At 72.9% G+C, this 24,598-nt stretch carries 21 protein-coding genes; 16 read left to right on the top strand and 5 right to left on the bottom strand.

Translation table 11 applies throughout. The features are described 5' to 3' along the window. The first annotated feature begins 35 nt into the window (after positions 1 to 35). From SM447_RS18480 to leuS, 5 genes are all read left to right on the top strand, one after another. Positions 36 to 1,499, top strand: coding sequence for a monovalent cation/H+ antiporter subunit D family protein (locus tag SM447_RS18480; RefSeq protein WP_474574063.1), 1,464 nt, complete (start codon positions 36 to 38; stop codon positions 1,497 to 1,499). Then, entirely contained in the window at positions 1,496 to 1,921 is a 426-nt protein-coding gene (locus SM447_RS18475; RefSeq protein ID WP_474574062.1) for a Na+/H+ antiporter subunit E, read from the top strand. The genes SM447_RS18480 and SM447_RS18475 overlap by 4 nt, the downstream gene beginning before the upstream one ends. Positions 1,922 to 1,923: 2 nt before the next feature. Then, positions 1,924 to 2,181 (top strand): MrpF/PhaF family protein, encoded by a 258-nt coding sequence (locus SM447_RS18470; RefSeq protein WP_474574061.1) that lies wholly within the window; start codon positions 1,924 to 1,926, stop codon positions 2,179 to 2,181. After that, positions 2,178 to 2,540, top strand: coding sequence for a monovalent cation/H(+) antiporter subunit G (gene mnhG / locus SM447_RS18465; protein ID WP_474574060.1), 363 nt, complete (start codon positions 2,178 to 2,180; stop codon positions 2,538 to 2,540). Before SM447_RS18470 ends, mnhG begins: the two co-directional genes overlap by 4 nt. 232 nt (positions 2,541 to 2,772) lie before the next feature. Next, positions 2,773 to 5,598 carry a leucine--tRNA ligase gene (gene leuS / locus SM447_RS18460; RefSeq protein WP_474574059.1) on the top strand — a complete coding sequence of 942 codons (2,826 nt, stop codon included), beginning with the start codon at positions 2,773 to 2,775 and terminating at the stop codon, positions 5,596 to 5,598. 118 nt (positions 5,599 to 5,716) lie between these two features. Here leuS and SM447_RS18455 read toward each other — a convergent pair whose 3' ends face one another. Together SM447_RS18455 and SM447_RS18450 are read right to left on the bottom strand one after the other, a co-directional pair. Next, positions 5,717 to 6,553 carry a hypothetical protein gene (locus tag SM447_RS18455; RefSeq protein WP_474574058.1) on the bottom strand — a complete coding sequence of 279 codons (837 nt, stop codon included), beginning with the start codon at positions 6,551 to 6,553 and terminating at the stop codon, positions 5,717 to 5,719. Further along, positions 6,550 to 7,461, bottom strand: coding sequence for an ABC transporter ATP-binding protein (locus SM447_RS18450; protein WP_474574057.1), 912 nt, complete (start codon positions 7,459 to 7,461; stop codon positions 6,550 to 6,552). The genes SM447_RS18455 and SM447_RS18450 overlap by 4 nt, the downstream gene beginning before the upstream one ends. On the opposite strand from SM447_RS18450, the gene SM447_RS18445 reads away from it, so the two are divergent. Beyond that, positions 7,460 to 8,983 (top strand): sensor histidine kinase, encoded by a 1,524-nt coding sequence (locus SM447_RS18445; protein WP_474574056.1) that lies wholly within the window; start codon positions 7,460 to 7,462, stop codon positions 8,981 to 8,983. The two genes, SM447_RS18450 and SM447_RS18445, sit on opposite strands and share 2 nt — an antisense overlap. Further along, on the top strand, positions 8,980 to 9,639 hold the full coding sequence (locus tag SM447_RS18440; RefSeq protein WP_474574055.1) for a response regulator: 660 nt from the start codon (positions 8,980 to 8,982) through the stop codon (positions 9,637 to 9,639). The genes SM447_RS18445 and SM447_RS18440 overlap by 4 nt, the downstream gene beginning before the upstream one ends. Before the next feature lie 182 nt (positions 9,640 to 9,821). On the opposite strand, the gene SM447_RS18435 is transcribed toward SM447_RS18440, so the two are convergent. From SM447_RS18435 to SM447_RS18425, 3 genes are read right to left on the bottom strand one after another with little or no spacing between them, the layout of a single operon-like run. Next, positions 9,822 to 10,631 carry a TVP38/TMEM64 family protein gene (locus tag SM447_RS18435; RefSeq protein ID WP_474574054.1) on the bottom strand — a complete coding sequence of 270 codons (810 nt, stop codon included), beginning with the start codon at positions 10,629 to 10,631 and terminating at the stop codon, positions 9,822 to 9,824. Then, the gene (locus SM447_RS18430) at positions 10,628 to 11,347 is read right to left on the bottom strand and encodes a type 1 glutamine amidotransferase (RefSeq protein WP_474574053.1); all 720 of its coding nucleotides are present in this window, start codon (positions 11,345 to 11,347) and stop codon (positions 10,628 to 10,630) included. The genes SM447_RS18435 and SM447_RS18430 overlap by 4 nt, the downstream gene beginning before the upstream one ends. Next, complete coding sequence (locus tag SM447_RS18425; RefSeq protein ID WP_474574227.1) at positions 11,337 to 12,584, bottom strand: MurT ligase domain-containing protein; 1,248 nt, start codon at positions 12,582 to 12,584, stop codon at positions 11,337 to 11,339. The genes SM447_RS18430 and SM447_RS18425 overlap by 11 nt, the downstream gene beginning before the upstream one ends. A 355-nt stretch (positions 12,585 to 12,939) precedes the next feature. Here SM447_RS18425 and mraZ point away from each other — a divergent pair, with 355 nt between their 5' ends. From mraZ to murG, 9 genes are all read left to right on the top strand, one after another. Then, positions 12,940 to 13,371: a division/cell wall cluster transcriptional repressor MraZ gene (mraZ, locus tag SM447_RS18420; RefSeq protein WP_474574052.1), complete on the top strand. Its 432-nt coding sequence runs from the start codon at positions 12,940 to 12,942 to the stop codon at positions 13,369 to 13,371. Between the two features lie 208 nt (positions 13,372 to 13,579). After that, a complete protein-coding gene (gene rsmH, locus SM447_RS18415) occupies positions 13,580 to 14,683 on the top strand; it encodes a 16S rRNA (cytosine(1402)-N(4))-methyltransferase RsmH (RefSeq protein ID WP_474574051.1) in 1,104 nt (367 codons plus the stop codon). Further along, a complete protein-coding gene (gene ftsL / locus SM447_RS18410) occupies positions 14,680 to 15,285 on the top strand; it encodes a cell division protein FtsL (protein ID WP_474574050.1) in 606 nt (201 codons plus the stop codon). The genes rsmH and ftsL overlap by 4 nt, the downstream gene beginning before the upstream one ends. A gap of 3 nt (positions 15,286 to 15,288) precedes the next feature. Further along, the gene (locus SM447_RS18405) at positions 15,289 to 17,502 is read left to right on the top strand and encodes a peptidoglycan D,D-transpeptidase FtsI family protein (protein WP_474574049.1); all 2,214 of its coding nucleotides are present in this window, start codon (positions 15,289 to 15,291) and stop codon (positions 17,500 to 17,502) included. Positions 17,503 to 17,548: 46 nt separating this feature from the next. Then, a complete protein-coding gene (locus SM447_RS18400; protein ID WP_474574226.1) occupies positions 17,549 to 19,105 on the top strand; it encodes a UDP-N-acetylmuramoyl-L-alanyl-D-glutamate--2,6-diaminopimelate ligase in 1,557 nt (518 codons plus the stop codon). After that, complete coding sequence (locus SM447_RS18395) at positions 19,102 to 20,529, top strand: UDP-N-acetylmuramoyl-tripeptide--D-alanyl-D-alanine ligase (protein ID WP_474574048.1); 1,428 nt, start codon at positions 19,102 to 19,104, stop codon at positions 20,527 to 20,529. Before SM447_RS18400 ends, SM447_RS18395 begins: the two co-directional genes overlap by 4 nt. Continuing rightward, positions 20,526 to 21,659 (top strand): phospho-N-acetylmuramoyl-pentapeptide-transferase, encoded by a 1,134-nt coding sequence (gene mraY, locus SM447_RS18390; RefSeq protein WP_474574047.1) that lies wholly within the window; start codon positions 20,526 to 20,528, stop codon positions 21,657 to 21,659. The genes SM447_RS18395 and mraY overlap by 4 nt, the downstream gene beginning before the upstream one ends. A gap of 409 nt (positions 21,660 to 22,068) precedes the next feature. Next, positions 22,069 to 23,478 (top strand): FtsW/RodA/SpoVE family cell cycle protein, encoded by a 1,410-nt coding sequence (locus SM447_RS18385; protein WP_474574225.1) that lies wholly within the window; start codon positions 22,069 to 22,071, stop codon positions 23,476 to 23,478. Continuing rightward, positions 23,478 to 24,584 carry an undecaprenyldiphospho-muramoylpentapeptide beta-N-acetylglucosaminyltransferase gene (murG, locus tag SM447_RS18380; protein WP_474574046.1) on the top strand — a complete coding sequence of 369 codons (1,107 nt, stop codon included), beginning with the start codon at positions 23,478 to 23,480 and terminating at the stop codon, positions 24,582 to 24,584. The genes SM447_RS18385 and murG overlap by 1 nt, the downstream gene beginning before the upstream one ends. Positions 24,585 to 24,598: the final 14 nt, after the last annotated feature.

Here is a 24,598-nt window from a genome sequence, read left to right as displayed (position 1 = left end):
GGAACCCGCCGGGACGGTACGGCGGGAGAGCGGCGATGAACGCTCTCCTCATGCTCCCGGTGGTCGGACCGCTGCTGGTCGCCGGAGTGCTGCTCGCCCTCCCGGGCCGGATCCGGCTGCACCGGGTCGCCGCGCTGGCCACCATGACCGTGGTGCTGTCGGCCGGGGTGGTGCTGCTGGTGGACACCAGCGATGGCGCGGTGTCCGTGCTGCACATCGGCGGTTGGCCCGAGGCGATCGCCATCAGCCTGGCGGCGGACGCGTTCAGCGCCCTGCTGGTCACCGTGACGGCGCTGGTGGTCCTCTGCTGCCTGGTCTCCGCCATCGGCTCCGGAGACGACCGTCGCCCGTACTTCCTGCCACTGGTGCTGGTGCTCTCCGCCGGGGCGAGCGGCGCCTTTCTCACCACCGACCTGTTCAACCTCTTCGTGCTGATCGAGGTCATGCTGGTGCCCTCGTACGTGCTGTTGAGCCTGGCCGGCGGGGCCGGACGCGGCCCCGCGAGCCGGGTCTACGTGGCCACCAACCTGCTCGGTTCGACCCTGCTGCTGGCCGGGGTGGGCATGGTCTACGGCACCACCGGCACGGTCGGGCTGGGTGATCTGGCCGGCGCGGCCCGAGACGAACCGACGGTCGCGGTCGCCTGCGGCGTGGTGCTGCTCGCCCTCGGCCTCAAGAGCGCGCTGGTGCCGCTGCACGACTGGCTGCCCCGCGCGTACCCGGTGGCCTCGCCGGTGGTGGTGGCGCTCTTCTCCGGGCTGCTGACCAAGGTCGGTCTCTACGCGGTGATCCGGATCTACGCGGTGGTGTACGGCGGCGACCCCGCGTACCACTGGCTGCTCGGCGCGGTGGCGCTGCTGTCGATGGTGGTCGGCGTGCTCGGTGCGGTCGGCGAGAACTCGATGCGCCGGATCCTGAGCTTCCACATGGTCAGCCAGATCGGCTACGTGCTGCTCGGCCTGGCCCTGTTCACCGCCGCCGGGCTGGCCGCCGCGGTGTACTACCTGGCCCAGTACATCCTGGTGAAGGCGGCGTTGTTCCTCTGCGCGGGTGCGGTACGCGCCGGCCGGGGCACCGACCAGCTCGACGGTTCCGGTGGTCTGGCCGGGCAACGTCCGGCTCTCGCCCTGGCCTTCGCGGCGGCGGCGCTGTCACTGGCCGGACTGCCGCCGTTCTCCGGCTTCGTGGCGAAGTTCCTGCTGCTGCGGGCCACCGCGGAAACCGGGGCGTGGTTGGCGATGACGGTCGCGGTGCTGGTCAGTCTGGTCACCCTGCTGTCCATGTTGAAGATCTGGAGCGCGCTGTTCACCGGCGACCCGCCGGCCTCACCGACCGTGGCGAAGCGGATCGGCCCGTCACTGGTCGGCGCGCCGCTGGCCCTCGCTGGCCTGTCCCTGGCCGCGGGACTGGCGGCCCAGCCGCTGCTGGTGGCCGCCGACGCGGCGGCCGCCGGGCTGCGTGACCCGGCCGGGTATGTCCGGGCGGTGACCGGCCGATGAGCACCGACGCGACGACCTCCGCCGCCCGCCGCACGATGGTGCGGACCCGCCGGATCTTGCGGTTCGCCGGCTACTTCGCAGTCCGGCTGGCCCAGGCGAACCTCGCCGTGGCCTGGGAGATCCTGACGCCGGGTTCCCGGTTGACGCCCGCGGTGGTGCGGGTGCCGCTGCGGGCGGTCACCGACACCGAGATGGCGGCGGTGGCGCTGGCGGTGAGTCTGACCCCGGGGACCCTGACCCTGAGCGTGCATCGGGAACCGGCCCCCGCGCTGTCGGTGCACGGCATGTACGCCGCCGACCCGGTGGCGTTCCGGCGGGAACTGGCCGAACTGGAGTGGCGGCTGCTGGCCGCTCTGCGCCCGGCCGACCACCCGGACGGTGATGGTCCCGCAACGGGCCCGTCGGATGCGACGCGGAGGTGACGATGATCCTGCTCGACGTGGTGCTCGTGGTCCTGGCGGCCTCGATGGCGGTGGTGATCGTCCGGCTGGTGATCGGCCCGACCGACGCCGACCGGGCCGCCGCGCTGGACCTCGGCTTCTTCGTCTTCCTGGCGGCCCTGGCCGTACTCGCCGCCCGGCTGCACGCCCCGGACCTGCTGGACCTGGTGCTCACCGGGACGCTGGTGAGCTTCCTGGCGACGGTGGCGATGGCCCGGCTGGTGCACCGGAGGCAGCGGTGATCCGGACCCTGGCGGCGTCGGTGCTGCTGCTGCTCGGCACCGGGCTGATCGCGATCAGCGCGGTGGGTCTGATCCGGCTGCCGGACGTCTACAACCGGATGAACTCCGTGGCCAAGGCGGCCAGCCTGGGGGTGAGTTGCGTCCTGCTCGGCGTGCTGCTGCTGATTCCCAGTTGGCGTACCGCCGTGGTGGTCCTGGCCGCGGTCGGGCTGCAACTGTTCACGGCGCCGATCGGCGGCTACGCCCTGGCCCGCGCCGCGTACCGGGCCGGGGCGCCGCTGGCGTCGATCACCCGGTACGACGAACTCGGCGGCCGGGCCGGCGAGGGCGGCGACGAGCCGGCCCAGGACTCCGCGTGAGGGGTGGTGGGGGGCGGCGTCGCACCCTTGCGCGGTACACTGCCGGACATGGCCGGAGTCTTCCTGCTTCTTACCGGGCCGTGCTGATGCGCTGAGCGCGCGACAGCACGGCGGCCCCTCCTGCGTGAGGGGCTTTTTCGTGCCCACCGGCGGCCCCGCGACGGCCGTCGAGGCAGACCCGAGACCAGCCAGCACTCCGAAAGACTCCGCCGAGCGACGCGAGGAGAGGGCCATGACCGAGGCAGACGTCCCACCGTTCCGGTACACCGCGGCGCTGGCCGACGAGATCGAACGCCGCTGGCAGGACCGCTGGGAGCGGGAGGGCAGCTTCCACGCGCCGAACCCGTCCGGTCCGCTGGCCGACCCGGCCCACCCGCGCTCGGGGGCGGAGAAGCTGTACGTGCTGGACATGTTCCCGTACCCGTCCGGGGCCGGGCTGCACGTCGGTCACCCGCTGGGTTACATCGGCACCGACTGCTTCGCCCGCTACCAGCGGATGGCCGGGCGCAACGTGCTGCACGCGATGGGCTTCGACGCGTTCGGCCTGCCCGCCGAGCAGTACGCGGTGCAGACCGGCACCCACCCGCGTACCACCACCGAGGCGAACATCGACCGTTACCGGGCGCAGCTGCGCCGGCTGGGCCTGGCCCACGACCAGCGGCGATCGGTGGCCACCATCGACACCGACTTCTACCGCTGGACCCAGTGGATCTTCCTGCAGATCTTCAACTCGTGGTACGACCGTGCGGCCGGGCGGGCCCGGCCGATCAGTGAGCTGATCGCCGAGTTCGCCGGCGGCACCCGGCGTACCCCGGACGGGCGGCCGTGGAGCGAACTGTCCGCCACCGAGCGGCGGGCGATCGTCGACGAGCACCGCCTGGCGTACGTGTCGGAGGCGCCGGTGAACTGGTGTCCCGGACTGGGCACGGTGCTGGCCAACGAGGAGGTCACCGCCGACGGGCGCTCCGAGCGGGGCAACTTCCCGGTCTTCAAGCGCAACCTGAAGCAGTGGATGATGCGGATCACCGCGTACGGCGACCGGCTGCTGGACGACCTGGACAAGCTGGACTGGCCGGAGCCGATCAAGCTGATGCAGCGCAACTGGATCGGCCGATCGCAGGGCGCGCACATCGACTTCCCGACCGGCGTCGCACCGATCCGGGTGTTCACCACCCGGCCGGACACCGTCTTCGGGGCCACCTACATGGTGCTGGCCCCGGAGCACGAGCTGGTGGACACGCTGGTGCCGGCGGCCTGGCCGGCGGGCACCCGGGACGCGTGGACCGGCGGGCACGCCAGCCCGCGGGTGGCCGTCGAGGCGTACCGCAAGGCGGCGGCCGCCAAGACCGACGTGGAGCGGCAGGCGGAGACGAAGGAGAAGACCGGCGTCTTCACCGGCGGGTACGCCACCAACCCGGTCACCGGTGGGCAGATCCCCATCTTCATCGCCGACTACGTGCTGGCCGGTTACGGCACCGGCGCGATCATGGCGGTGCCGGCGCAGGACGAGCGCGACTGGGAGTTCGCCGAGGTCTTCGAGCTGCCGATCGTGCGTACCGTGCAGCCGCCGGAGGGCTTCGACGGCAAGGCGTACACCGGTGAGGGCCCGGCGATCAACAGCGCCGCGCCCGACCGCGGCCTGGACCTGGACGGCCTGGGGGTGGCCGACGCCAAGGCCCGGATCATCGCCTGGCTGGAGGAGACCGGCAACGGCCAGGGTGCGGTGACCTACCGGCTGCGGGACTGGCTGTTCAGCCGGCAGCGCTACTGGGGTGAGCCGTTCCCGATCGTCTACGACGCCGACGGCGCGGCCATCGCACTGCCGGAGGAGATGCTGCCGGTCGAGCTGCCCGAGGTGGACGACTTCTCGCCGCGCACCTTCGAACCGGAGGACGCCGACAGCAACCCGGAGACGCCGCTGTCGCGCCGCCGGGACTGGGTGGAGGTGGAGCTGGACCTGGGTGACGGCCCGAAGCGCTACACCCGGGAGACCAACGTGATGCCGCAGTGGGCCGGCTCCTGCTGGTACGAGCTGCGTTATCTGGACCCGACCAACGCCGACCGGTTCGTCGACGCGGACAACGAGCGGTACTGGATGGGCCCGCGCGGCGAGGGCGACTGCGGCGGCGTCGACCTGTACGTCGGCGGTGCCGAGCACGCCGTGCTGCACCTGCTGTACGCCCGCTTCTGGCACAAGGTGCTGTACGACCTGGGCCACGTGTCGTCCTTCGAGCCGTTCCGCAAGCTGTTCAACCAGGGCTACATCCAGGCGTACGCGTACACCGACGCCCGGGGCGCCTACGTGCCGGCGGAGGAGGTCGTCGAGCGTGACGGCGGCTTCTTCCTGGGCGACGTCCAGGTCAACCGCGAGTACGGCAAGATGGGCAAGTCCCTGAAGAACGTGGTGACCCCGGACGAGATGTGCGCCGCCTACGGCGCGGACACCTTCCGGGTGTACGAGATGTCGATGGGGCCGCTGGAGGTGTCCCGTCCCTGGGAGACCCGGGCGGTGGTCGGCTCGTACCGCTTCCTGCAGCGGGTGTGGCGGGCCATCGTCGACGAGCGGACCGGCGAGTCCCGGGTCACCGACGATCCGGCCGACGAGCAGACCCGGCGGCTGCTGCACAAGGTCATCGACGGTGTCCGGGGCGACATGGAGCAGATCCGGTTCAACACCGCGATCGCCAAGCTGATCGAGCTGACCAACGGGGTCACCCGGCTGCCGGGCACCCCGCGCGAGGTGGCCGAGCCGCTGGTGCTGATGGTCGCGCCGTTCGCCCCGCACATCGCCGAGGAGCTGTGGCAGCGACTGGGCCACGACACCTCACTGACCTACGCCGACTTCCCGGTCGCCGACCCGACCCTGCTGGTCGCCGAGACGGTCACCTACCCGGTGCAGGTCAACGGCAAGGTCCGCGCCCGCATCGAGGTCCCCGCCGACGCCACCGAGGACGACGTGCGCGCGGCGGCCCTGGCGTCGGTGGCCGCCCCCCTGGCCGGCAAGCAACCCCGCAAGGTCATCGTCATCCCCGCCCGCATGGTCTCCGTCGTCCTCTAGCCACCCGACCCTCAGCGTTGATCATGAGGTTGGCGGCAGTTTGAAGATCGATCACTGCCGTCAACCTCATGGTCAACGCTGAGCGGGGTGGTTCGGTGCCTGGCCGGGGCGGGCGCGGTCAGGGGTCGCGGTGGTGCAGGGCCAGCACGGTCACTACGGCCGCCAGCACGGCCCAGACCGCGTACGTGGTCCAGGCGCCGGAGACGGTGGCGGGGTAGGGGTTGTGGAGCCACTCCGGTGGACCGCCCGGTTCGATCAGTCGCTGCCAGGCCGGCACCGGCATGGCGTGCCGGAGCAGCGCGCTCCAGCGTTCGTCCTCGTTGACGGCGGTGGGCAGCAGGAGCAGCAGTGTCGCAGCCGTCACGATCGCCGGAGCGGTGTGCCGGGTCAGCGCGGCGAGGGCCATTCCGACGAGCGCGCAGAGCGGTACCAGCAGCGCGGAGGCGGCGATGCCGCGCAGTGCGCCAGGGTCGCCGACGGACATGTTCGCGCCGACGTCGGCGAGGATCGCCTGCGACACCGCGAACGCCGCCGCCGCGCCCAGCGCACCCAGCAGGGTGAGCAGACCGGTCAGCACCGTCAGCTTGGCGGCGGCCACCGCGCGCCGCCGGGGGACGGCCGCGAAGGTGGTACGCATCAGGCCGGTGGCGTACTCACCGCCGATCGCGACCGCGCCGACGCCACTGGCCGCGAGGACGATGAACATCTGCGCCTGGGCCGGGAAGGCGTCCCAGAGCGGGGAGCGCACGGCCCGCCGCTCGGCCGGCCAGTCGGGCCAGCCCGCGTGGGTGGCCAGTGCGGCGTGGGTGGCGAGGCCGACCATGGCGAGCAGGAGCAGGGCGAGAGCGCCCCAGGTCGAGCGCAGCGACCACAGCTTGATCCATTCGGCGGCGAGCAGGTCGCGGTAGCGGGCCGGACGGGTGGTTTGCGGCGCAGGGCGGATCACGGTGGTCATCGGGTCTCCCGGGCGGTGTACTCGACATCGGTGGCGGTGAGCGCCATGAAGGCCTCCTCCAACGAGGCGGTGCGGGTGGTCAGCTGGTGCAGCGGGATCCGCAGGCCCAGCGCCAGCTCGGCGATCCGTTCGGCGGTCACGCCGGTGACGGCGAGCGCACCGTCCGGCTCCGGTCGTACGGCCGCGCCGGCGCCGGTCAGCGCCGTGGCCAGGGCGGCGGGCTCGGACGTACGCACGACGACCTCGGCGCCACCGGCGCGGGCGGCGAACTCGTCCAGGGACTCCTCGGCGATCAACCGGCCCCGACCGATGACGACCAGCCGGTCCGCGCAGTGCTCCATCTCGCCCATCAGGTGGCTGGAGACGAAGACCGTGCGACCCTCGGCGGCGAGCCGCCGGAACAGCCCCCGTACCCAGCGCACCCCCTCCGGGTCCAGGCCGTTGAACGGCTCGTCGAACAGCAGCGCGGGCGGATCGCCCAGCAGCGCCGCCGCGATGCCGAGCCGTTGCCGCATGCCGAGCGAGAAGCGGCCGATCCGGCGGCCGGCGGCGTCGCCGAGACCGACCTGCCCCAGCACCTCGTCGACCCGCCGGAAGCCGACGCCGTTGCCTCGGGCGAGGGCCGCCAGGTGTGCCCGGGCGGTGTGCCCGCCGTGCACGTCCCCGGCGTCCAGCAGCGCACCGGCGTGCCGCAGTCCGCGGGGAAGGTCCCGGAAACGGACCCCGCCGACCGTTGCGGTGCCACTGGTCGGTGCGGTCAGCCCGAGAACCATGCGCAGGGTGGTGGACTTGCCGGCGCCGTTCGGGCCGAGAAAGCCGGTCACCACGCCCGGACGGACGGTCAGGGTCAGGTCGTCGACGGCGGTGGTGCGGCCGTACCGGCGGGTCAGGCCGTGGAGTTCGATCATGCCGTCCACGCTCCCGGTCGGCGGGCCCGGCCACGTCACCCCGCCGGCCGTACCGCACACCCCGTCGTTGGCCTACGGGCGTACGCCCCCGGGCCGATGCCGGGGCATTGGCCTACGGGCGTACGCCCCCGGGCCGATGCCGGGGCGGCGCGGTGCTGGATACCGTGTGCCGGTGGACGCCATCGCCCTGCTCCGGCCGCGTGCCGCCCTGCCGGTGATGCGGGCGGTGCTGGTCTGGGCCGGGATCGCTTCCCTGCCCGTGCTCTGGGTGCTGGCGCCGGCCGTGGCGACCAGCGGTGCCGGAGTCGGCGTCGTGGGCTGGTGGCTGCCGGAGCGCTACCTGGTGCCGATGCTGATCGTGGCGCTACCGGCGGGTCTGCTGCGCCGCCGCCCGGTCACCGCGCTCGGCCTGATGCTCACCGGGGCGACGCTGGTCAGCGTGACGGTGCACGGTGGGGACGCCGAGTACCTCCGCAACGTCTTCAACCTGCAGTTTCTCGCCGTCGACGCGGGACTCGCCGTGGTCGCCGCGAACCGCCCCCGTCGGGTCTCGGTGCCGGTCGTCGGGGCGGTGCTGGTGACGCAGGTGCTCGCGGCCTTCGTGAACCTCGGAGTCGACCCCGTGAACCAGGCCGCGCTGACCGTGCTGGCGGTCGCGGCCGCCTGGATCGCCGGCAACTCGGTACGTGCGCGGCGAGACTACGCGGCCGCCCTGCGCGTCCACGCCGCCGCCGAGGCGGTCGCCGCCGAACGGCTGCGCATCGCCCGGGAGCTGCATGACATGGTCGCGCACAGCCTCGGCGTCATCGCCATCCAGGCCGGGGTGGGCGCACGAGTGATCGACAGCCAGCCAGCGCAGGCCCGCGCCGCGCTCGCCACCATCGAGGAGGCCAGCCGGGACACCCTGGCGGGGCTGCGGCGTACCCTCGGCGCGCTGCGCCGCGGTGACGACGATCCGGCGTCGCTGGCACCGTTGCCCGGGCTGGCGGACCTGGACCGGCTGGTCGCCGCCACGAGGGACGCCGGAGTCCGGGTCGAACTGCGCGAACGCGGCGACGGGGCCGTCCCGCCGGAGATCGACCTGGCCGCCTTCCGCATCGTCCAGGAGGCGCTCACCAACGTGGCACGTCACGCCGGCACCGATTCGTGCCGGGTCACCGTCGAGCGCGGCGACCGCGAGGTCACGGTGGAGGTGGTCGACGACGGCCGTGGCGGGATGATCGGCGGCGCGGGACACGGGCTGGTCGGCATGCGCGAACGGGTCGTGGCGCTCGGCGGCCGGTTCCGGGCCGGGCCACGGCCGGACGGGGGCTTCCGGGTGGCGGCCGGGCTACCGGTGCCGTCGGAGCGAGCCGGATCGGCCAGTGGCGGCCCGCCCGCCCGTCGGCCGGCTGCCGATGGACCGGCTGGTGGTGGACCGGTCGGCAGCGGTGATGGGCCGGCTGGTGGTCGACTGGCCGGCGGCGGACCTGCTGGTGAGGGAACGGTTGGTGGTCGGCTGGACGAGGCGGTTGACCGGTGACCGTCCGGGTGCTGCTCGCCGACGACCAGCCGCTGGTGCGGGCCGGGCTGCGCGTGCTGCTCGCCGACGTGCCGGACATGGAGGTGGTCGGCGAGGCGGGCACCGGCGACGAGGCGGTGCGGCTGACGCGTCAGGTGGCACCCGATGTGGTGCTGATGGATCTGCGGATGCCGGGAACGGACGGCATCCAGGCGACGCGGGCGATAACCGCGGCCGGCGGTCCCGCCCGCGTACTCGTGCTCACCACCTTCGACGACGACGAGCACGTGCACGCCGCGTTGCGGGCCGGCGCGAGCGGCTTTCTGGTCAAGGACATGGCGTTGGAGGACATCCTCGGCGCGGTCCGGGTGGTGGCGGCCGGCGACGCGCTGATCGCGCCGGGTGTCACCCGGCGGCTCATCGCCGAGTTCACCCGCCGACCGGCGGCTCCGACACTCCGATCACGGCCGCTCGTCGGGGTGACCGATCGGGAGCGCGAGGTGCTCACCCTGGTGGGTCGGGGCCTGTCCAACAGCGAGATCGCCGCCGAACTGGTGATCAGTACGGCCACCGCAAAGGCGCACGTGGCCCGGCTGTTCAGCAAACTGGGTGCCCGGGACCGGGTGCACCTGGTCATCGCCGCCTACGAGGCCGGCCTGGTCACCCCGCCACCCTGACCAGGCACACCCGCCCCGCCGCCGCACCCCGCCCGCGCCCCCGCACGCCGCACGCCGCACGCCGGGCCAAGGGCGGCGCTCTACAACTTGGGGGAAACTGCTGCCTCCACGTCGCCGGACCCAGCAGTTTCCCGGAAGTTGCGCGGATCTTGCGCCGGTGGGTGGGTCTTGCGTGGGTGTGGTCAGCGAAGGCGGGGGCGGCGTTCGGCGCGCCACCAGCGGGCGAGCAGCACGGCGCTGGCGATGAAGCCCAGCGCGGCCGGGGCGGCGGCGAACCAGTTGATCTCGCCGGGGCTGGTGACGGCCGCGCCGACGGCCGCGTATCCGAAGGCGGTCGGTGCCGAGGCGATCACGCTGCCCACGAGGAACGGCAGCACCCGCGCACCGGTGGTGCCGTAGCCGTAGCTGACCAGACCGAAGCCGGAGATCGGCAGCAGCCGTACGGTGACCACGCCGAAGACGCTCTGCCGGGTGAACCAGCGGTCGAGCCGGGCCAGCCGGCCCCGGACGCGTTCGGCGACGAACTCCCGGCCCAGTACCCGGCCCACGGTGAAACCGATCGCCGCCGCCAGCAGGGCGGCGCCGAGTGCGTAGGCGGCACCCTCCAGGGCGCCGAAGATCGCCCCTGCCGCGAGCGTGATGAACGTGCGGGGGACCAGCGCCACCAGCAGCAGCGCCCCGCCGACCACACCGGCCACCGGGGCGAGTCGGCCCATCCGGTCGGCCAGGTCCGGCAGCGCGGTCGGGTCGGGGTGCGGCACCAGCAGCAGCGTCACCCCGAACCCGACGAGCAGGAGCAGCAGCAGCGCGAACCGGGCGACCGACGGCGTCGCGGCGACCAGTAGGCGACGCCGTTCGGCCGCCGAGGTGCCGGCCGGTGGCGCGTCGGGCACCGCGCTGTCGGGTCGGGCCGTGTCGGGGTGTGGGACGCCGGCTGCGGGATCGCCTGACCGGCTCGCCCGCAGAACTCGGCTCCACAGCGCCCGGATCATGCCCGCACGGCGGCCACCGCGGTTCGACGTTCGGCCCGCAGCCGGTCGGCCCAGGTGTCGTCGAGCGGCGGGAGCTGTTGCGCGCCGGTCGCCCAACGCAGCAGCAGGTCCGCCAGGGCCGGATTGCGGGCCAGCGCCGGGCCGTGCGAGTACGTGCCGAGCAGCTTGCCCCGCCAGGCCCCCTCGGTGGCGCCGTCGTTGCCGACCCCGGTGGTCACCCGGGCCAGCGGGGAGACCCCGGGGCCGAGATGGGTGCGGCCGCCGTGGTTCTCGAACCCGCTCAGCGGCGGCAGGCCGAGGCGGGCGTCGATGTCGCCGGCCAGTTCGCCGACGGCCCGGCTGGGACCGCGATCCGAGGAGAGGTCGAGCAGTTCCAGGCCCGGGTACTGGGTGCCCTTGGCGAAGAACGAGGTGCCCAGCAACTGGTAGCCGGCGCAGACGCCGAAGACCACCGAACCCTGGGCCACCGCCCGGTGCAGGCCGCCGTCGGCGATCAGCCGTTGCGCGCCGAGCGCCTGCGGGCCGTCCTCACCACCGCCGATGAGGTAGATGTCGGCAGTGGTGGGCAGTCGCTGGTCGGAGCGGACCTCCAGCACCTCGACCGGGAACCCCCGCTGCTGGGCCCGGCGGGCCAGGATCAGGGCGTTGCCCCGGTCGCCGTAGGTGGACAGCAGGTCCGGGTAGATCCAGACGATGCGCAGGGTCTCAGTTGACACGGTCCAACTCCGCTCGGATGTCCTGGAACGCGGTGTAGTTCGCGATGACCTCCAGCCGCCCCGGCGGCACCGCCCGGACGGCGTCGTCGAAGGTGCGCACGTACTGGAAGGGCACGTCGTTGACCTCCAGCCGCACGGCCAGGTCGTACGCCCGGTCCCCGGTGATGAGAACCTGGCGCCCGCGCAGCGGGGCGAAGTCGACGTCGAAGAGCCAGGAGGTGTCCAGTCCGTCGGGGTCCCGGGCGTTGATGGAGAGCAGCGTCGGCGCCTCGTCGGCCATGTCGAACGCCTCCAGCCAGCTGGCCGGGTTCTTGGCCAGCAACAGCCGGACGGTGCGACCCTCCCGGACGACCTGGGCGTAGCGCCCGGCCACCGAGGTCACGTCGCCGAGGCGGGGGACCGCGTCGAACGGGCGTACGCCGAACTCCGCGGCGACCGCGAGCGCGGTGGCCGCGTTGCCGACGTTGACCTTGCCGGGAAGCTGGAGCTTGACCTTGTACCAGGCGCCGGTCGGGTCGACCACGCCCTCCTCGTCCACGGTCCACTGCGGATCCGGCCGGCGCAGTGGGCAGCCGGTGCACCACCACTGCTCGCCGGAGCGCTGGATGGTGGAGCCGCACTCGGGGCAGACCCAGGAGTCGTCGTGCCACCGCTGCCCGGCGGAGAACCAGGTGATGTGCGGCGGGGTGATCCGCTGGTCGTGGGAGGCCGGTGGGGTGGCGGCCCAGACCACCATCGGGTCGTCGGCGTTGGCGACGACGCGGATGTCCGGGTGGCGGACCAGCGCCGCGCGCCAGAGCTGCGCCATCATGGCGACCTCCTTGGCCCGGTCCAGCTGGTCGCGGGAGAGGTTGAGCAGCGCCACCACGTGCGGGTGGGTGGCCTCGATCACCTGGGCGAGGTAGTGCTCGTCGACCTCCAGCACGGCGTACGGTGTGCTGCCCGCCTTGGCCAGCGCCGAGGTGTGCCCGGTGGGCATGTTGGCGCCGAAGGAGTTGGTGGCGACCCGGCCGAGCACCCCGACGGCCGCGGCGGCGAGCCGGGTGGTGGTGGTCTTGCCGTTGGTGCCGGAGATCAGGGCGATGGCCCGTCCGGCGGAAAGGTGAGCCAGCAGCTCCGGGTCGATCTTCAGGCCGATCCAACCACCGATCACCGAGCCGTCGCCCCGGCCCGCCGCCCGCGACAACGCCGCGGCGGTCCGTGACACGGAGCTGGCCACCTTCGCCCGCAGGGGCATCTTCGCGTCCGTCACGCGAGCGAGGTTACCGGACCAGCGGACCCGCGAGATCGCGGCCGACGACGATCCGTGCCGGCCGGGTTCGTCGACGCGCGGGCCGAGGGCGCTCGGCCGGGCGGAGTCGATCTATGTCGGATAGCGGACGCGCCCCGGGCGGCCGTCCGGCCCTCCACTCCGCTCCACCCTGGCTGACGTGCGGTTTTGTGGTCAGGCGCGGCGCGCCACGCGGGCGAATCCGGTTGCGAGTGGAGGGAAGTGGAGTAGAGTGGGGCGCATTGGTGGGGCCGGGAGGGGCCCACCGGCCCGGGGGGTCAGCGGCGCGCGAACGCCGCTAAAGGGCGAGGGGGTTGGGCCGATGTTCCTCGGCACCCACACTCCGCGCCTGGACGACAAAGGCCGGTTGATCCTTCCGGCGAAGTTCCGGGATGAGCTGGCGGGGGGTGTCGTGATCACTAAAGGGCAGGAGCGCTGCCTCTACGTCTTCCCGACGCCGGAGTTCCAGCGGATCGCGGAGCAGTTGCGTGCGCAGCCGATGACGCACAAGGCGGCCCGGGCCTACAGCCGTGTGTTCTTCGCGAGCGCACACGACGAGGTGCCGGACAAGCAGGGCCGGGTGACCATCCCGGGGCACCTGCGCACATACGCGGGGCTCGACCGGGACCTGGTGGTCATCGGCGCGAGCACCCGGGTGGAGATCTGGGACAAGGTCGCCTGGGAGACCTACCTCGCCGAGAGCGAAGACGACTTCGCCGACATCGAGGAAGGGGTGCTGCCCGGCGGTCTGTAGGGCGTGGCGACGCCCGACGTACTGCGAGATCTCCAGCCGCTTTCGAGTTCCTGGCATCCCTTCCCCGGTGCCAGGCGCGCGATCCGACCTCCGGGCCCACGGCCCGACGGGCGGGCGGAGAGCGGATGGGGATCTGGCGGTACGACGGCACGGCGTCGTCCGACGAACAGGGCGCGGATACACAACCGGTTCAACAGTGGGGGTCGACATGGGGGAGCTACGCGGCACGCATGTGCCGGTGCTGCTCGAGCGGTGTCTCGAGCTGCTGGCCCCCGCGCTGGACCGGGGTGGTCGCACCGTGCACGTCGACGCGACGCTGGGTCTGGCCGGTCACGCCGAGGCCGTACTGCTCGCCCATCCGGAGACGATCCTGGTGGGTCTGGACCGGGACACCGAGGCGCTGGCGCACGCCAGGGTCCGGTTGGCCCGGTTCGGGGACCGCGTCCATCTGGAGCACGCCGTCTACGACGAGTTGCCCGAGGTGCTCGACCGGCTGGGGTATCCGTCCGTCGACGGGATCCTGTTCGATCTCGGTGTCTCCTCGTTGCAGCTCGACGCGCCCGACCGCGGGTTCGCGTACGCGCAGGACGCGCCGCTGGACATGCGGATGGACCAGACCCGGGGGGTGACCGCCGAGGAGGTGGTCAACACCTACCAGCACCCGGAACTGGCCCGGGTGCTGCGGGTCTACGGCGAGGAGAAGTTCGCCGGACGGATCGCCTCGGCGATCATCCGGGAGCGGGAACGCGGCCGGATCACCTCGTCGGCCCGGTTGGCCGAGCTGGTCCGGGAGGCGATTCCGGCACCAGCCCGACGAACCGGCGGACACCCGGCAAAGAGAACGTTTCAGGCTTTACGGATCGAGGTAAACAGAGAACTGGCAGCGCTGGAGGCAGCGCTGCCGGCCGCTCTGGACAGGCTTGCCATCGGCGGCCGCCTGGTGGTCCTGTCCTACCACTCGCTGGAGGACAGGCTCACCAAACAGGCGCTCGCCGATCGGGTCCGCAGCACGGGCCCGATCGACCTCCCGGTCGAACTGCCCGGGTCGGAGCCGACGTTCCGGCTGCTCAGCCGGGGCGCGGAGCTGCCCGGGGAGGCGGAGGTCGCCGCGAACCCGCGGGCCGCTTCGGTGCGCCTGCGGGCCGCGGAGCGGATCGACCCGCAGGCACGGCAACGGGGGCGTACCGACCGCGAACGGTACCGCCGCCGGGTCAAGGCGATGCACCAACCGGGGACGGGGTCGGCCACGGGATCCGATCCGGATCCGCGGCGGGCGCCGGGGGACACGGACGAAGAGGGGGAGGGGACATGAATGTAGACAAGCGTCGGGACATCACCGGCGCCGGGCAGCGCGCACCGCGGTCGGGGGGCCGGATCGTGGCGGAGCGGACCCGGGGAGCGGGCGACGACGCCCGCCGGACGGACCGGGCGAACCGGTCGGCGGAGACTCGCGCCCGGGGGGCGCGCGAGTTTCCGACCCAGGGCAGCGCGGCGCTGCGTCCGGTGGAGCGGGTCGCCGTCGCGGCCGAGCGGTCGGAGTCACCGCGGCTGCGGGTCGCCCCGCCGCCGCCGGTGCGGGTGCCGCGGGCGCCCTTCGCGGCGCTGGTGGTGGTGCTGGTCGTCGGCGGGGTGCTGGGCATCCTGGCGGTCAACACGAAGATCAACGAGAACGCCTTCCGGCTGAACGAGCTGCAGCAGCAGCAGGCCAAGCTCGACGTGGAGCAGCAGCAGCTGAAGAAGCAGATCGCCGAGTCCGAGTCGCCGGGCAACCTCGCCGCCCAGGCCCGCAAGCTGGGGCTGGTCGAGTCGGGTGAGCCGGCGTACATCCGGCTGCCGGACGGAAAGGTGATCGGCGTGCCGCAGCCGGCCGGCGGGCAGCTCTCCGTCGCCAGCCAGCAGGGCGCGGAGGGGTAGGCCGTGCCACCGAGGTCGGACGAACCGCGCCGGGACGCCACGGGCTCCCGGCGCGGTTCGTCGCGTGGGCAGCGGGGGGCGACGCCCCGTTCGGCGGGGGAACGGGACGCGGAGCCGGGCATCGGCGGCATCTCCGACGCTCGCGCCTACACCCCCCGGGGTCGCTCCATCCGCGAAGGCGGCGCGCCGGCCGGCACCGGGCGCGCCGAGCAGCGCCGCACCCCGCGTAGCAGCCGGTCCCAGGATCCGTTCCGGCCCGCCCTGCAGGTTCTCGACGGCGGCCGGGCCGCCACCGGACGGGCGGGCGGACCAACCCGCCGGGACGGTGGCACCGGACGCGCCACGGTGGTCCGTACGGTCACCGACCGCACGCCGCGCGAGGAGCCGCCGGACACCGCCCCCCGACGGCGGGTGACCGGCCGGGAGCCGCGTCGTGGAGAGCGAACGCCGCCGCGCCGGCCGTCACGCAAACCGCCCCGCCCGCCCCGGCTGGCCGACCCGGGGCGCCGGCTGCGGCTGGGTACCGCGTTGACCCTGGCCCTCTTCGTCGCCGTCGGCGTGCGGCTCGTCGTGCTCCAGGCGGTCGACACTCCGGCGTACGCCGACGGCGGGCTCGCCGACCGGACGCGGACCGTGCAGTTGCCCGCGCCGCGAGGGGCGATCTACGACCGGGACGGTGCGGCCCTGGCGCACAGCGTCGAGGCCCGGTACGTCTACGCCGATCCCACCCGGGTGGAGGACATCGGGGCGACCGCGCGGGCGCTCTCCCCACTGCTGGGTATCCCGGCCTCGGAACTGGCCGAGAGGATGAAGCCCCGCAAGCGGATCAACGGCGTCGACTCGCAGTTCGAGTACCTGGCCCGGGGGGTGGACATCGACCGCGCCAAGGAGATCATGGCACTCAAACTGCCCGGCATCGCCACCCACCGCGACGAGCGGCGCGAGGTGCCCGGCGGTGATCTGGCCGCCAACCTGATCGGCTTCACCAGCCTGGACATGGTCGGCCTGGAGGGCCTGGAGGCGCGCTTCGACGACGTGCTGCACGGCGAGGACGGCCAGCGGGTCTTCGAGGTCGGCCTCGGCGACCTGGCCGCACCGATCCCGGGGGGCTACAGCCGCACCACGAAGGCCAAACCGGGCAGTTCGGTGGTGCTCACCATCGACCGTGACCTGCAGTACATGGTTCAGCGCATCCTCAGCGAGCGGATGCAGCAGGTGCAGGGCAGCACCGGTGCCGCCGTGGTGCTGGACGCGCGCACCGGTGAGGTGCTCGCCCAGGCCAGCCATCCCACCTACAACGCGGCGAAGCCGACGGCGAGCGAGCCGACCGACCGGGAGGACGCGGCGACCAGCTTCGTGGTCGACCCGGGCTCGGTGCACAAGGCGATCACGTTCGGCGCCGCCTTGCAGGAGGGGGTGATCACCCCGGAGACGTCGTTCCCCGTCGCCAACGCCATCCGCAAGGGCGACACCTGGTTCCGCGACACACACCAGGCGAACGGGCGGCGGATGAGCGTGGCCGGGATGATGGCGTACTCCTCCAACGTCGGCACCATCCAGATCGCCGACAAGCTCGGCCCGGAACGGCTGCTCGACTACCAGCGACGCTTCGGTCTGGGCAAGCCGACCGAGGTCGGCATGCCGGGCGAGGCGAGCGGGCGGCTGCTGCCGGTGTCGGAGTGGAGCGACTCGTCGCACGGGTCGGTGCCGATCGGGCACAGCGTGGACGCCACCCCGCTGCAGATGGCCGCCGCGTACGCCGCGATCGCCAACGACGGCACGTACATCCAGCCGCACCTGCTCAAGGAGACCATCGCCCCGGACGGGAAGCGGACCCCGGCCCCCGAGCCGGAGACCCGGCAGGTGCTCAGCCCGGCCAACGCCGCCGCGCTGCGTACGATCATGGAAGCGGTCACCACCGTGGCGGACGCCACCGGCCTGGCCGCGGCGGTGCCCGGTTACCGGGTGGCCGGCAAGACCGGTACCGGCTGGCGACTGGTCGACGGGAAGAAGCAGCCCGGCGAGGTCGCCTCGTTCATCGGGATGGCGCCGGCGGAGAACCCCCGGTACGTGATCGCGGTCTTCGTGCACAGCCCGAGCGGCGGCGGCGGTCAGATCTCGGCACCGGCCTTCCGGGACATGATGACCTTCACTCTGCGCCACTTCCGGGTGCCGCCGTCGAGCGAGGCGGCGCCGACGTTCACCGTCTTCCCGTAGCCGTCACCTGCGGTTCGACTCCATGAGACGGAGATTCAGGCGCGCCGTGCGGCCCGGACCGGGGGACCGGGTAGGGTCTGACGCCGTGCGCGGCAATCCTCGTCCCCGTTCCGTGACCGGAATCCGGCTCGGTGACCTGGCCGCCCGGCTCGCCGTGGCGTCCCCGACCGGTGCCGACCCGATGGTGACCGGGGTGACCCACGCCAGCGGCGAGGTCCGCCCCGGTGATCTGTACGCGGCACTGCCCGGTGCCCGCCGGCACGGCGCGGAGTTCGCCGCCGCCGCGGCGGCGGCCGGTGCGGTCGCGATGCTGACCGATCCGGCCGGGGCCGAGCGGGCCGCCGCCAGCGGGCTGCCGGCCCTGGTGGTGGCCGACCCCCGCGCGGTGCTCGGCACGCTCGCCTCGGCCGTCTACGGCGATCCGACGGCGGGGCTGACGGTGATCGGGGTGACCGGCACCGCCGGTAAGACCTCCACCGCCTATCTCGTCGAGTCGGGACTGCGCGCCGCCGGCCACACCACCGGACTGATCGGCACCGTGGAGACCCGGCTGGGTGACCTGGTGATCGACAGCGTGCGGACCACGCCGGAGGCCACCGACCTGCACGCCATGCTCGCCGCCGCCCGCGAGCGCGGGGTGACCGCGCTGGTCATGGAGGTCTCCAGCCACGCCCTGGCGATGGGCCGGGTCGGTGGGGTGCGGTTCACCGTCGGCGGCTGGACCAACTTCGGCTCCGACCACCTCGACTTCCACGCCGACGCCGCGGACTACTTCGCGGCCAAGGCGCGCCTGTTCGACGGCCGCTGCGCCGTCGAGGTGCTCAACCACGACGATCCGGCGCTGAAGGGGCTGTTCAAGCCGCACACGGTCAGCTTCTCCGCGGCCGGCGACCCCGCCGCCACCTGGTGGGCCGACGACGTCGACGGCGAGGGGTACGCCCAGCGCTTCACCGCGCACGGTCCGGACGGGCTGGTGTTGTCCGCCCGGGTCGCGCTGCCCGGCCGGCACAACGTGTCGAACGCCCTGTTGGCCATCGCCAGCCTGGTGGCCGCCGGGGTGGAACCGGTGACCGCCGCCGAGGGAGTGGCCGCCTGCGGCGGCGTACCGGGTCGCCTGGAGTCGGTGGGCGTGGCCGGCGGGGTACGCGGGGTGGTCGACTACGCGCACAAGACGGACGCGGTCGTGGCCGCGCTCGCCGCGCTGCGTGAACTCAGCACCGGCCGGCTGATCTGCGTCATCGGGGCCGGCGGCGACCGGGACCGGGGAAAGCGGCCGGCGATGGGTGCCGCCGCGGCGGCCGGCGCGGACGTGGTGGTGGTGACCGACGACAACCCTCGCACGGAGGATCCGGCGGCGATCCGCGCCGAGGTGCTCGCCGGTGCCCAGCGGGTCGACGCGCCGGCCAGGGTCGTGGAGGTCGACGGTCGCCGGGCGGCGATCGACGAGGCCGTACGGCTGGCGGCGCCGGGTGACGTGGTGGCCCTGCTCGGCAAGGGGCACGAGCGTGGCCAGGAGATCGCCGGCGAGGTGTACCCGTTCGACGACCGGACCGAACTCGCCGACGCGTTGCGCGGCCGGTTCGGGGATCTGGAGGGCCAGTGATCACACTCAGCCTGGCCGAGGTGGCCTCGGCGGTCGACGGTCGGCTGCTCGCCGCCGATCCGGCCGCGCAGGTCACCGGCAGCGTGGAGTTCGACTCCCGCAAGGTCACCACCGGGGGGCTCTTCGTCGCCTTCGACGGGGAGAAGGTGGACGGTCACGACTTCGCCGCCGCGGCCGTGGCGTCCGGTGCGGTGGCCGTGCTCGGCACCCGCGAGGTCCCCGGGGTGCCGATGATCCTCGTCGCCGACGCGTTGGACGCGATGGGCCGGCTGGCCCGCGCGGTGGTGGACCGGTTGCCGGAGCTGACGGTGATCGGGTTGACCGGTTCGTCCGGCAAGACCACCACCAAGGACCTGATCGCCCAGTTGACCGCCCGGCTCGGGGAGACGGTGGCGCCGCCCGGGTCGTTCAACAACGAGTTGGGGCACCCGTACACCGCGTTGCAGGCCGGACCGACCACCCGCTACCTGGTGATGGAGAAGGGTGCGCGGGGCATCGGTCACGTGCGGTATCTCTGCGAGGTGGCGCCGCCGCGCATCTCCGTGGTGCTCAACGTCGGGGTGTCGCACATCGGCGAGTTCGGGTCCCAGGAGAACATCGCGCTGGCCAAGGGTGAACTGGTCGAGGCGCTGCCGGCCGACGGCCTGGCGGTGCTCAACGCCGACGACCCGCTGGTCGACGCCATGGCCGCCCGGACGGTGGCCCGGGTGATCCGCTACGGCGAGTCGGCCCACGCCGACGTGCGCGCCGTGGACGTGACGCTGGACGAGCGGGGACGGCCCGGGTACACCCTGGTGACGCCGGAGGGCAGCGCACCGGTGCGACTCGGGCTTACCGGCCGGCACCAGGTCTGGAACAGCCTGGCCGCGGCGGCCGTGGCCCGCGAGCTGGGGATGCCGCTGGCCGAGCTGGCCATCGCGTTGGGCGCGCTCGGGCTGGTTTCCACCCGTCGGATGGACGTCTTCGAGCGCACCGACGGGGTGACCGTGATCGACGACTCGTACAACGCCAACCCGGCGTCGATGGCGGTGGCGCTGCGGGCGCTTGCCGGCATCGGCGCGGGACGGCGTACCGTCGCGGTGCTCGGCTACATGGCCGAGCTGGGCGACTTCGAGGAGCAGGGACACGCCGAGATGGGCCGGCTCGCGGCCGAGCTGGGCGTCGAGCTGCTGCTCGTGGTCGGCGAGGCGGCGGCGTCGATCCACCACGGGGCGACATCGGTAGGTGACTGGGGAGGAGAGTCGGTGCTGCTCACCGATCAGGCGGCGGCCGTCGAGGTGCTGCGCAGCGAGCTACGGCCGGGCGACGTCGTCCTGGTGAAGGGCTCCCGGTACCGGACCTGGGAGGTCGCCGACGCGCTGCGCGTCGACGCCGCCGGGGACGGCACGGGTACGTCGGCGTCGGCCGGGGGTGGCGCGGCGTGAGAGCGGTCATCGTGGCCATCGGGGTGGCCTTCCTCGTTTCGCTGTTCTGCACCCCGATCGCGATCCGGGTCTTCACCCGACTCAAGGCCGGTCAACCGATCCGGGCCGAGGGCCCGCAGATGCACCAGGGCAAGAAGGGCACGCCGACGATGGGCGGCGTGGTGTTCATCCTGGCCACGGTCATCGCGTACGTGGCCGGTCACCTCGCCCTGACCACCCTGCCGGACGCCCAGATCGCCCAGGTCGAGCCGACCATCACCGCGCTGGTGCTGCTGGGGCTGATGGTCTTCTGCGGGGCGGTCGGCTTCATCGACGACTTCCTCAAGGTGCGCAAGCGGCACAGCGGCGGCCTGAGCGCGCGCGGCAAGCTGCTCGGGCAGATCCTGGTCGGCGCGGTGTTCGGGGTCGTCGCGCTGTACTTCCCGTCCACCATGACCGACGCCACCGGCGCGGTCACCAACACCGAGACGGTCGGCAGCACCACGCTCAGCTTCATCCGGGACATCCCGGCGCTGGACGTCACCAAGATCGGCGCAGTGATCATCTTCATCTTCGTGGTGATGGCGGCGACCAACGGCGTCAACCTCACCGACGGCCTCGACGGGCTGGCCACCGGCGCCTCCGTGATGGTGCTGGGCGCGTACGCGGTGATCGCGTTCTGGCAGTACCGCCACTGGTGCGCCGACCCGGCGTACACCGCGAACCCGAACAACTACTGCTACACCGTCCGGGACCCGCTGGAGATCGCACTGATCGCCGGGGCGGCGGCGGGGGCGTGCGTCGGCTTCCTCTGGTGGAACACCTCGCCGGCCCGGATCTTCATGGGCGACACCGGCGCGCTGGGCCTGGGTGGCCTGATCGCCGGAATGGCGATGTCGACCCGCACGATCCTGCTCCTGCTGATCATCGGTGGGCTGTTCGTGATCATCACGATGTCGGTGGTGATCCAGATCATCTCCTTCAAGACCACCGGCAAGCGCGTCTTCCGGATGTCCCCCCTCCAGCACCACTTCGAGCTGGCCGGCTGGAGCGAGGTCAACATCGTGGTCCGCTTCTGGATCATCGCCGGCATCGGCGTCGCCATCGCCCTAGGCCTCTTCTACAGCGACTTCCTAGCCAACATGGGCTAACCCACCCACCCACCCACCCACCCACCCACCCTTCCGCGCCCCTCCCGGCGTCCACCTGCGTTGATCATGAAGTTGTTGTCCTGTCCGCCGTGGCGAGGTAACAACTTCATGATCAACGCGAGTGGAGCAAGTGCGACACGCCGAGTGGGGGATAGCGGAGGTGTCGGGTGCCAGCAGCGGCGATGATGACGTTGTGGGGGAGGCGCGGGAAGAGAAGGGTCCGGAGCCGAGCAGGCGGCGATCCGCCGGCGGGTCGGCGGGCGGCGGGGCGGCCGGTACGGTGCGAGCCGAGGACCCGCCGCGACCTTCGGGGGCAGGCGCGGGCGGCGCTACGCGCCCGACCGGGACGGGTGTGGCCGGTTCCGCATCCGACGGCGGCCCGTGGCGGGGGCTGGACGCGGTGGCCGGGCTGGCCGCGCTGCGGGGCCTGCTGTCCCGGCCGTTGGCCTCGTACCACCTGCTGCTGGCCAGCGCCGGACTGCTGCTGCTGATCGGGCTGACCATGGTCTTCTCGGCCACCAGCGTGCGGGACTACGCCCAGGGCGGCAACGCCTCGGCGTCGCTGACCAAGCAGGCAATCTTCGCGGTGATCGGCATCGTGGCGTTCTGGGCCTGCCAGCGCCTGCCCTCCAGCACCTACCGGTCGTTGGGTCGGCCGACGCTGGCGGTCGCGGTGGGCCTGCTGGTGCTGCTGAACCTGTTGGAGGCCTACGGTCGGCTGACCAACGGCCCGGCGCGGATCGGCCCGCTGGAGGCGGACCTGCTCTGGTTGGACATCGGCGGTTTCAGCATGCAGCCCTCCGAGCTGGCGAAGTTCGCGCTGGTGCTGTGGGGCGCGCACGTGCTCGCCCGCAAGGGTGCGGCGCTGGGCTGGTGGCGGGAACTGGCCACGCCGCTGTTCCCGGTGGTGGGGCTGCTCTTCGTCCTGGTCGGCTACAACGACCTGGGCAGCATGCTCTGCCTGCTGGCGCTGGTGGTGGGGCTGCTCTGGGCGGCCGGGGTCCGGCTGCGGGTCTTCGCCGCGCTCAGCGCGATCGGGCTGGTCGGCATCGGCCTGCTGGTCGCGGTCGCCTCCCTCGGTGCCGGCTCCGGCGTCCGGGGCGAGGAGAACTACCGCCTGGCCCGGCTCACCGTCTTCATCAGCCCACCGCCGCTGGAGCAGTGCAAGGAGGAACTCTGCTACCAGATGGTCCAGGCCCGCTACGCCATCGCCAACGGCGGCTGGTTCGGCACCGGGCTGGGCCAGGGGCGAACCAAGTGGGCGTGGCTGCCGGCCGCGGAGAACGACTTCATCTTCGCCGTGATCGCCGAGGAACTGGGGGTGGTCGGCTGCGCCGTGGTGGTCACCCTCTTCGCCGTGCTCGGCTACACCGGCCTGCGGATCGCCCGGCGGGTCGAGGACCCGTTCCGCAGGCTGGCCGCCGCCGGCGCCACCGCGTGGCTCGTCGGGCAGGCGTTCATCAACATCGGTGGGGTGATCGGGCTGCTGCCGCTGACCGGCGTACCGCTGCCCTTCATCTCCGACGGCGGCAGCGCCCTGGTGGTCACCCTCGCGGCGGTCGGCATGCTGGCCTCGTTCGCCCGGGCGGAACCGGATGCGGCCCGTGCCCTGCATGCCCGTCCACCGGCCCGGTGGGTCCGACTAGTGTGGGCACCGTTGCCGCCGCTTCCCGGCCGGCGTCGCCGCGCGGCGCCGCCGTCGGCCGCCCGGGGTGCCGTGCCCCAGGCACGCAAGCGGCGCAGGGACGACCAGGCCGCACCGCGTGGCACCCGGGACGGCCGGGGCCGCGGCGGGTCGGCGGACGAGAGGAGACGTTGATGGGTCCGCTGCGTTCGGTGGTGCTCGCAGGAGGTGGCACCGGGGGACACATCTACCCGTTGCTCGCCTTCGCCGACTGCCTGCGCCGGCACGACCCCGGCGTCCGGATCACCTGCCTCGGCACACCGAAGGGCCTGGAGAACGAGCTGATCCCGCCGGCCGGCTACGACCTGCGGAACATCCCCGCCTACCAGCTGCCCCGGTCGATCAACATGAACCTGGTCCGTACCCCGGGCCGGATGTGGACCGCGGCCCGCGCGGCGGGCAAGGTCATCGACGAGGTACGCGCCGACGTGGTGGTCGGCTTCGGCGGGTACGTCTCGGTGCCGGCCTACCTGGCCGCCTGGCGGCGGGAACTGCCCATCGTGATTCACGAGGTGAACGTGCCGCCGGGAGTGGCGAACCGGCTGGGCATGAAGTTCACCAAGCATGTCGCGGTCGGCTTCCCGCACCAGCCCGCGCAGGCAGAGTCGCTGCGCGACGCCCGGGTGGTCGGCGTGCCGCTGCGGCGCAGCATCGCCGGCCTGGACCGGGCGGCGATGCGCAACGCCGCGCGGGCCCACTTCGGGCTCCGCCCCGACCTGCCGGTGCTCTTCGTCGCCGGTGGGTCGCAGGGCGCCCGGTCGATCAACCTCGCGGTCGCCGGGGCGGCGAAGGAGTTGGCTCGCAACGGCATCCAGGTGCTGCACGTGATCGGTGCCCGCAACGAGCCGGTGTCGGTCCCGACCGATCTGCCGGTGCCCTATGTGACGCTGCCGTACCTGTCCGACATGGACGCCGGGTACGCTGCCGCGGACCTGATGCTCGGTCGCGGCGGAGCGATGACCTGCGCCGAGGTCGCGGCGATCGGACTGCCGACCATCTACGTGCCCTACCCGCACAGCAACCAGGAGCAGAAGCGCAACGCGCTGCCGGTGGTGGAGGCCGGCGGCGGCCTGCTCGTCGACGACGCCGAGGTGACCCCGGACTGGCTCGAACGCACGGTGATTCCGTTGATCCGGGACCAGCAGCGGCTGCACACCATGGGTGCCGCCGCGGCCGCCTACGGGCGGCGCGACGGCGACGAGGCGCTGCTCAACTTCGTCTACGAGGCGGTGAACCGGTGAGCGTGCGGAGTGAG

It is taken from the genome of Micromonospora aridisoli, assembly GCF_056150025.1.
This window is presented reverse-complemented; position numbering and strand designations above follow the sequence as displayed.